Here is a 9,295-nt window from a genome sequence, read left to right on the forward strand (position 1 = left end):
ACAAGGCGTCACCCTCCACCCGGCCTCCGAGCCCGTCCACCCCGACCTGCCCACCTACCCCTTCCAAGGCACCCACCACTGGCTCCACACACCGACAGGGACCTCGCGAGGCGCGTCCGGCCTGGGCGCGGTTCCCACCCCGCATCCCTTGCTGGGTGCGGCCGTGGAACTGCCCGGCACCGAGACCGTGGTGTTCACCGGCCGGCTTTCGGCGGGCAAGCCCGCGTGGTCGGCGGAAGAGCACACCGAGCGCGGGGAGCGAGAACTGGACTGGCTCGCCGCGGAGTTGGCGCTCTCGGCCGGCGCGCAGCTGGGCAGGAGCCGGCTGCGCACCCTGACCGCGCAGGCGCCGTTCGTGCTGCCGGGGTCCGGCGCCGTTCAGGTCCGCGTCACGGTCGGCGGGGGTGGGGAGCCCGGCGTACGCACGGTCTCCGTGCACTCCCGGCGCGGCGACGACGTCCTGGGGCTGCCCTGGACCTGCCACGCGACGGGTGAACTGGTCGCAGCGGCGGCCGAGCCGGACTGGGATCTCGAGGCCTGGCCGCCCGCAGACGCCCTCCCGGTGCCCGAACCCGAACTGCGCCTGGATCACCGCACGCTGCACTCCGCCGTGCAGACCGTGTGGCGACGGGACGGCGAGGTGTTCGCGGACATCCGCGTACCGGACGCGCTGCGTGAGGAGGCACGGCGGTTCGGACTCCACCCGGCGCTGGCACAGGCTCTGCTCAGCCTGGCGGGCATGACGGGCGTCGCGCCCGAGGCTGACGCGTCCTGGCGGGTACAGGCCTGGGGAGAGGTCTCGCTGCACGCGTCCGGCGCCTCCGTCCTGCGCGCCCGGCTCTCCCCGGGACCGGACGGCTCGGTGTCGCTCGCCGCTGCCGACGCCACCGGATCCCCTGTCCTCTCGGTCCCGGCCCTGCGGCTCGCACCCGTCGTGCGTGAGGAGCTCAGGGCCGCGGACGTGGCGCAGCAGGACAGTCTGTTCGGCATCGAGTGGACCGTCGTGGACACGCGGGCGAACACCGCCGACTCCGACGGCACATGGGCCATCGTGGGCGAGGACCGTGTGCGCATGCGGTCCTCGCTGATGACCGCGGGACGCTACACGGAGACGTATCCGGACCTGACGGCGCTGGCAGCCGCCGTGGAGGGGGGCCGACATGTCCCCGACGTCGTCGTGGTCCCCTTCCTGGAGCAGTACGGCGAGCCGGCCGGGCGGGAACTGGCGGACGCCGTCCACGCCACCACGGCCCGTGCCCTGGAGATCGCCCGTGCGTGGGTGAGCACACCGGCCTTCGACCGCTCCCGGCTGGTGTTCCTCACCAGTGGCGCGGTCCCCGCGGTGGCCGGGCCCGACGACACGTCACCGCTCGACCTCGCGGGAGCCGGCGTCTGGGGACTGATCCGCAGCGCGCAGACGGACTACCCGGACCGGTTCGTGCTCGTGGACACCGACCTTGCCAAGCCCACCTGGCGCGCCCTGGACCGCGTGGCGGCCTCCACGGAACCGCAGTGGGCGCTGCGCGGGCGGACGACGCGGGTCCCGCGGTTGGCCCGCCTCGTGCCGGGCAGCGCTCTGCCGAGACTGGACGTCGGCCCGGACGGTACGGTGCTGGTCACCGGCGGGACGGGCATGCTGGGCTCGGCCGTCGCCCGCCACCTGGTGGCCGAGCACGGTGTGCGGGATCTGCTGCTGACGAGCCGTCAAGGTCCGGACGCGCCGCACGCGGCGGTCCTGGAAGCCGAACTGACGCAGCTGGGGGCCCGGGTTCAGGTGGCTGCCTGCGACATGGCGGACCACGAGGCCCTGGCCGCCCTGCTCAAGGACCGGCGGATCGGCGCCGTGGTGCACACGGCCGGCGCGGCGGACGAGGTGAGTCTCCCGTCTCTGACGGCGGAGCGCCTGAGCAAGGTGCTGCGCCCCAAGGTGGACGCCGTCGTGAACCTGCACGAACTGGTTCGCGAGACAGGGATACGGCAGTTCGTGCTGTTCTCCTCGATCACCGGCATCCTGGGCGGTCCGGGACAGGCCGACCACGCCGCCGCGAACACCTTCCTGGACGCGTTCGCCCACCACTTGCGGTCCCGGAACGTCGCCGCCACCTCGATCGCATGGGGTCCGTGGTCCGGGGCGGGCAGCCTGCCGGGGCGGTCCGGGAAGGACCGGCGCCCGGTGGCGCCGCGCGGCACGCATCCGCTCGTCGAGCAGCAGGGTCTCGGGCTCTTCGACGCGGCGTGGGCGGCCGGGCGCGGTCTCGTGATCGCGTCCCGGCTGGACTTCGCCGGCCTGACCGGCGACGCGGAGACCGGCGATGTGGCGTCCGTCCTGCGGGCCCTCGTGCCCGTCGGCACTCGCCGCACGGCCCGGGCCACCCCGGCGGAGCGGACGGACCTGCGACACCTGCTGGCGGCGATGAGCAAGGCGGAGCGGGAGACGGTGGTGACCGACCTCGTACGGGACCGGGCGAGTGCCGTCCTCGGCCATGCCGCATCGGACAGCGTCGCCGCGGACGCCCGGCTGAAGAACCTCGGATTCGACTCGCTCACCGCTCTGCAGCTGCGCACGGCACTCGTCGAGGCGACCGGGCTGAGGCTGCCCACGAAGGTGGCGTTCGAGTTCGACACCCCGGTGGACCTCGCGGAGCACCTGATCGAGCGGATCCTCGCCTCGGCACCCTCACACCTCCATGGAACGGAAAGGCCCTCGGATGAGAATTGACCATGTGTTCATCGACTCGATCGGTGTCACGCTGCACGAGTTCGAACCCGTCGGGCGGGCTGTGTCCCAGGGACTCATCAGCCAGGAGCTCGTGGACGCGAACGGGCTGACCGGCACTCATCTGGCGCACGACATCCCGGCCGTGGAACTCGCGATCTCCGCCGCGCGCGTCGCCATGGACCGGTCGAAGCTGCAACGGGGAGACATCACGCACCACGTGCACAGCGGTGTCTACTACCAGGGCCCGCCCGGGTCCTACGCACCCGGATACGTCCTGCGCGAACTGGAGGTGGACCCGGTCTCGTCGCTGTACCTGCGCCAGGGCTGCAACGGCATGCTGGGGGCCCTGGAGGTGGCGGTCGGACAGATGACGGGGGCCGCTCAGGCGGAGACCGTGCTGCTCACGTCCGGTGAGAACTTCACCGCCACGGGCTCGGACCGTTACACGGGGATCGGCCAGGCGTACTTCCTCTCCGACGGCGGCGCCGCGGTCTTGATCAGCGCGGACGAGGGTTTCGCGCAGATCAGGTCGCTGAGCGCGGGCATCCTGCCGGAGCTCGAACGGTGGCACCGCGGCGACGGCTCGTTGCTGGCGGACGAAGGCCGGGAAAGCGACGGGGACATGGCTGAACGAGCCACTCGCTACAGCGAGACCGAGACCCCGCTCTCGGAGACCCTGGAGAAGCTCACTCTCTTCAATCTCGGTGTCATTCGCCGGGCACTCGTCGACGCCGACCTGAACGCAGACGACATCGCCAAAGTCGTACCGATCAACATCGACGGCCGGATGATCGAGTACTCGGTCATGATGCCGCTCGGTCTGCCCATGGACCGCTCCACGTGGGACTTCGGCAAGGGCATCGGGCATGTGGGCGGCGCCGACGTCTTCATCACCCTGGAGCATCTGGTCCGTACGCGCGAGGTGGCGCCCGGCGATCACGTGCTGCTGATCTCCCAGGGCCCGGGCTGGATGTGCACGGCCGCTGTCGTCACCCTCGTCGATCTTCCCACCTGGGCGCTGTGACGTCGCCTCTGCCACCGTGCGTCCTCGATGCGTCGAGGGCGGCCGGTGGCAGAGGTATGACCGCACGGAACGCGGTCGGCGCAGACGCCGCCCCGAAGCCGCCGTACGAACCGCCGGTCACCGGGCGGAGCAGGGTCTCCTCCTGCTCGGCAGCGGTCGGCGCCGCCGGCCGGTGGCGCAGTCCTGCGGGGCCGGCGGCTGTGTCGCGTGCCGTTCGGGGTACGACGTCGCCCCCGAGTCCCGCGGCAGCGCCGCCGTCGGCGCGACCGCGTCCCGGGTCACGACGACCAGCCGGGTCCGCGCCGGCCGGGGGTCGGGCGAGGTGGCGTACCCGCAGGAGGGCTTCACCGCTCGCGGCACGCACCGCGTCTGCCGGGTCCGCGTGGACCTGCGGCGAGGGGGAGGCGACCGCGACGTGCGGGACGGGCGTTCCCTCGTCGACCGATCGCAGCACGGACGGCAGGTCGGGACGGCTTTCGCTCTTGCGGCCCGCCGACGTCAGGGCGCCCGGACCCGCGGCGCGTCGGGGCCGACCGCCGCCCACAGGTGCGGGCCCCCCGACCGCGGCAGTTCGTACGGGTCCCAGCAGTGGTCGAGCAGGGCGTCCTGGTGTGCCGCCGACGCGGCTCGTACGGCGTCGCCCCGCACGGGCGCGCAGGTCACCGAGCGCGCGGTCAGCACCGGGTCCCCGGCGCCGTCCGCCGCCTCCAGGTCCCAGGAGCCGTCCGTCGTCCGCAGAAGCCGCACACGCAGCGCGGACGCGCCGGAGGCGTACAGGGACACGTCTCGCCAGCGCACCGCAGCCGCCGGCCTCGCGCCCTGCGGCGCCGCCTCTATGACCGGGCGTATAGCGCCGGCCAGCGCAGCGTCCAACAGCACCGGATGGAGCGCGTGGCGGTCCTGGCCCGTCACCCAGTCGGGCAGCGCCACCTCGACGAAGACCTCGTCGCCGCGCCGCCACACGGCGCGGGGCGTCCGCGCGGCGTCCGGCCGGTCGGCGCCGCGGTCCCCGACGACCCTGCGGGCGCCCTGCGGAGGCCACTCGGACAAGCCCATGTCGGCTCCCGCGGGGGAGCCCGGCGCCACCGTCGCCGTCGCGTACCGGGTCCACGGTCTTCGTGACGCACCGCGTGGATCCCGCCGCCCGTGCACCGTCACCCGCCTTGTCCCGTCGGCCTCCGGCGCACCGACCGTCACCCGAAGTTGCACGCCGCCGTCGCGCGGCAGCACCAGCGGCTCGTCCGCCGCCACGTCCGGCGCCCGGGCGCAGCCGACGCGGCCCGCCGCGTGCAGCACCAGGTCCAGCAGGGCCGCTCCGGCGAACACCGCTCTGCCGTCCACGCGTTGCGGCAGCGTCGGGTCGCCGGCGGTCGCGGTGATCCGGCCCGTGCACACCAGTTCGTCGCGCCCGGGCAGTTCGACCACGGCCGAGAGCAGGGGATGGCCCGCGTCGTCCAGTCCCAGCTCGACGGCGTCAGAAGAACCGAGCGGTTCCTGCGACCGCTTCCGGGACCGTCGCCACAGCGGTCGTGCCGGCAGCCCCGCCAACCGTCCGCGGGCGATCTCCCCGGCCGGATCGCGAGGAACCTCGGTGACCTCGTGGATCACCTCCGGGAGCTGGTACGCGGACAACCTCTGCCGGCAGGCGGTCAGCACCGCCGCCACGTCGAGGTCCCCGGCCGTCGGCACCACGTAGGCGACCGGCACCTCGCCGAGCGTTCCGTGGGCGACGCCCGCGACGGCGGCGTCCGCGACCCCGGGCGCCTGCACGAGGGCCCGTTCCACCGCGCGCGGGTGGATGTGCTCCCCGCCCCGGACGATCAGCTCCTCGAGCCGGCCGGTGATCGTCAGATATCCGTCCGCGTCCTGGCGGGCCAGGTCACCGGTGCGGTACCAGCCTTCGGCAAGCACCCTCGCGGTTTCCTCCGGCCGCCGGTGATAGCCGGTCATCAGCGCCGGACCGGACACCCACACCTCACCTTCGGCGCCCCGCTCCACCTCGTCGCCGGTGCGCGGGTCCGTGAGCCGCAGCGTCAGTCCCGGCAGCGGGACACCGCACGAACCGGGCACGTACGGGCCCTGCGGCAGGTGCGTGGTCATCGCGCCGCCGGTCTCCGTCGCGCCGTAGCCGTCCAGCAGCGCGACGCCGAACACGGAACGGAACGCCTCGTGCAGGGACGGCGCACACGGTGAGTCCGCCACCGTGCACACCCTCAGCGGCGGAACGCCGACCGCGCCGGATCGGGCGAGCTCCACCATCTCGCGGTACATCGTCGGCACACCCACCAGGAAGGTGGCGTCCTCTTCGACGGCCCGGCGCAGCACCTCGTCGGCGGCCGGACCGTCCGTGATGCAGACCGTGGCGCCGACCGCCACGAGACCGAGCACGCACACGGTGTGCGCCGCCGCGTGCAAGAGCGGCACCGGCCACACGACCCGGTCCTGAGGGGACAGCCCCAGCAGCGGTGCGCTGCAGGCGGCCGTCGTCCACAGCGACGTCCGCTGCGTGGACACGACCCCGAGGGGCCGGCCGGTCGTCCCGGAGGTGTAGAGCACCCAGGCCGGCTCGTCCAGGCCCAGGTCGTCGCGGGGCGGATCGCGCAGCGACCACGTCGACGCCAGCTCCTCCCAGCGCGGCAGTTCGTCGTCGGCCGCCTGCGCGAACCCCGGCTCGGAGTCCCGTCCCACGAGGACCACGACGACGTCCGGCCGGTCCGCCAGCACGCGGCGCAGCCGGGGCAGCTGGGCCGCGCCGATGATGACCAGCCTCGCCGCGCAGTCGTCCAGCAGGTAGGCCAGTTCGGTGTCGGTCGACTCCGGGTCGAGCGGCACGCCGACGGCGCTCGCCCGGGTGACGGCGAGGCAGCTCTCCACCGCCTCCACCCGGTCGGGCAGGCAGATCACCGCCGAAGCGCCTCGCGCCAGGCCCAGGCCCACCAGATGACCGGCCGCCCGGGCGGTACGCCGGTCCAGCTCGGCCCAGGTCACCGCACGAGCGGCGTCCTTGAACGCGATCCGGTCGGGCTGCCGGGCCGCGTGGCCGGCGAGCAGTTCGTGCACCGGGCGGATGAGTTCCGCCTGGAACGTGGCGTCCGCGGTCACGACTTCCTCCTCACGTACCGGCCGAACGGTAGCGGCGCACCGCCAGCGTCCGGGCCACCACCGCGATCAGCACCGACCAGGACAACGACACCAGCACGGGATGCTGAGCGGGCCAGGCGCCCGTGGCCGCGAGCCCAGGGTTGCCGAACAGCTGCCGGGTCGCCTGCACCGTCGCGCTCAGCGGGTTCCACTCGGCGGCCCAGCGCAGCACCGTCGGGAGCGTGGAGGGCGCCACGAACGCGTTGGAGAGGAACGTCAGCGGGAACAGCCACAGGAAGTTGCTGGTGGCCGCCGCCTCCGGGGCGCGCACCGACAGGCCGATGACGACACCCACCCACGACAGCGCGTAACCCATCATCAGCAGCAGAGCGAAGGCGGCGGCGGCTCGCAGCGCCCCGTGATGGATGCGCCAGCCGACCACCAGCGCGCACAGCACCATCACCGTCATCACCATGGCGTTCTGCACGAGATCCGCCAGGGTGCGTCCGGTGAGCAGCGCCCCGCGCGCCATCGGCAGGGAGCGGAACCGGTCGACCATGCCGCTCTGCATGTCGTTGGCCATGCTGACACTGCTGTTGCCGGCGGTGGCGAAGGCGATGGTCTGCGCGAAGAACCCGGGCATCATGTACTCCCGGTAGGCGGCGGCGTTCGCGGCGCCGGGCAGGCTGAACGACCCGGCGAAGATGTAGGCGAAGAGCAGCACGAAGACGATCGGCTGCACCAGACTGAGGATGACCACCTCGGGGATGCGGATCGTCCGGATCACGTTGCGCCGCGTCACGACGAGTACGTCGCGCAGCGCTTTGGCGGCCGATCCGGGCCTCAGCCCGGGTACGGACGATGCCGTGGCCGACACGTTCATCACTCCTTCTCGTTCGCCGCGCCGGCACCGACCGCCGTGCGCGCTGTGTTCCGCGGGGCGACCTCGGTGAGGGCCAGGAAGACCTCGTCGAGAGTGGGGCGGCGCAGTCCGATGTCGGTGACCTCGATGCCTGCGTCGTCCAGTGCGGCGATCACCTGGGTCACCAGCCGCACCCCGCCGTCGACGGGAACCGAGACCAGGCTGCGGGGACCGTCGACGTCCGGTGCGCGGGTGCCGTACCGGGCCAGCAGGGCGGCCGCGGAGTCGAGTTGCTCGCGCCGGGAGACGACCGCCTCGACCCGCTGACCGCCCGCCTGCGTCTTCAGCTCGCGTGGTGTGCCACGGGCGATGATCCGTCCGTGGTCGACGACCGCGATGTCCCGCGCAAGGCGGTCGGCCTCCTCGAGGTACTGAGTGGTGAGCAGGAGGGTGGTGCCCTGCGACACGAGGTCCTCGATGGCGTCCCACAGCATCAGCCGGCTGGTCGGATCGAGGCCGGTCGACGGCTCGTCGAGGAACATCACCGAAGGGCGCACGACGAGCGCGCAGGCCAGGTCCAGGCGCCGCCGCATGCCGCCCGAGTACGTGCTGGACATCCGGTCGGCGGCCCCGGTCAGGTCGAACCGGTCCAGCAGCTCGTCCGCGCGCCCGCGGGCGGCCCGGGAGCGAAGCCCGTACAGCTCACCGATCATCCGTAGGTTCTCCCGGCCCGTGAGCCGGTCGTCGACGGCGGCGAACTGGCCCGAGAGGCCGATGCACAGCCGGACCCGGTCAGGGTGGCGGACCACGTCGTGGCCCGCCACGACGGCGGTGCCCGCGTCGGGCCGCAGCAGGGTGGCGAGCAGGCGCACCGTCGTGGTCTTGCCCGCTCCGTTGGGGCCGAGCAGTCCCAGTACGCTGCCTTCCGGCACGTCAAGGTCCACTCCGTCCAGGGCCCGGGTCTCGCCGAAGGTCTTGACCAGACCCGTGGCGTGAATGGCACCCGCCATGGGGTTCTCCGTCCTCGTGTGCAGGGGTGGGGAGGGGTGAGCGACGAGGGCGGGCTCCCCGGGCCGGATGCCCGCGCCCCGAACACCCGGCCCGGCGGCTCAGGTTGCGGCGATGAGTTTCAGCTCGGGGTGGGCCGTGCCGCCCTCGATGGCCGTGGACGAGACGTGGGAGACGACGCGCTCGTCGACCGGGTCGTTCGCCGGGTCGTCGTGCACCACGACGTGCTCGTACGTCGTCACGCGCTGGGCCGGGACGCGGTCGGCCGACCGGATGAGCTGGATCAGTTCGAGCAGGTTGGAGCGGTGCTTGGCGCCGGCCGAGGAGACGACGTTCTCCTCCAGCATGATCGAGCCGAGGTCGTCGGCGCCGTAGTGCAGGGAGAGCTGGCCGATCTCCTTGCCCGTCGTCAGCCAGGAGCCCTGGATGTGCCGCACGTTGTCGAGGAACAGGCGGGCGATCGCGATCATCCGCAGGTACTCGAACTGCGTGGCCTGCGTCTGGCCCTTGAGGTGGTTGTTCTCGGGCTGGTACGTGTACGGGATGAAGGCGCGGAAGCCGCCCGTGCGGTCCTGCACGTCACGGATCATCCGCAGGTGCT

5 protein-coding genes and 1 pseudogene are annotated in these 9,295 nt (G+C 72.9%); 2 read left to right on the plus strand and 4 right to left on the minus strand.

Translation table 11 applies throughout. From position 1 onward, the window contains the following. Window positions 1-2,719: type I polyketide synthase (locus ACN6LD_RS41260; RefSeq protein ID WP_445045841.1), on the plus strand; the 2,719-nt coding region annotated here is incomplete at its 5' end. Beyond that, a complete protein-coding gene (locus tag ACN6LD_RS41265; RefSeq protein ID WP_319196750.1) occupies window positions 2,709-3,743 on the plus strand; it encodes a ketoacyl-ACP synthase III family protein in 1,035 nt (344 codons plus the stop codon). The genes ACN6LD_RS41260 and ACN6LD_RS41265, both read left to right, overlap by 11 nt. A gap of 498 nt (window positions 3,744-4,241) precedes the next feature. On the opposite strand, the gene ACN6LD_RS41270 is transcribed toward ACN6LD_RS41265, so the two are convergent. The 4 genes and pseudogenes from ACN6LD_RS41270 to ACN6LD_RS41285 form a co-directional block, all read right to left on the minus strand. Beyond that, on the minus strand, window positions 4,242-6,845 hold the full coding sequence (locus tag ACN6LD_RS41270) for an AMP-binding protein (RefSeq protein ID WP_445045842.1): 2,604 nt from the start codon (window positions 6,843-6,845) through the stop codon (window positions 4,242-4,244). A gap of 10 nt (window positions 6,846-6,855) precedes the next feature. Continuing rightward, the gene (locus tag ACN6LD_RS41275) at window positions 6,856-7,707 is read right to left on the minus strand and encodes an ABC transporter permease (protein ID WP_319196746.1); all 852 of its coding nucleotides are present in this window, start codon (window positions 7,705-7,707) and stop codon (window positions 6,856-6,858) included. Continuing rightward, window positions 7,707-8,696 carry an ATP-binding cassette domain-containing protein gene (locus tag ACN6LD_RS41280; RefSeq protein ID WP_319196744.1) on the minus strand — a complete coding sequence of 330 codons (990 nt, stop codon included), beginning with the start codon at window positions 8,694-8,696 and terminating at the stop codon, window positions 7,707-7,709. The genes ACN6LD_RS41275 and ACN6LD_RS41280 overlap by 1 nt, the downstream gene beginning before the upstream one ends. A 99-nt stretch (window positions 8,697-8,795) precedes the next feature. After that, window positions 8,796-9,295: pseudogene (locus ACN6LD_RS41285) on the minus strand (dehypoxanthine futalosine cyclase); the annotation flags it as partial.

The organism is Streptomyces sp. SAS_272, assembly GCF_052543235.1.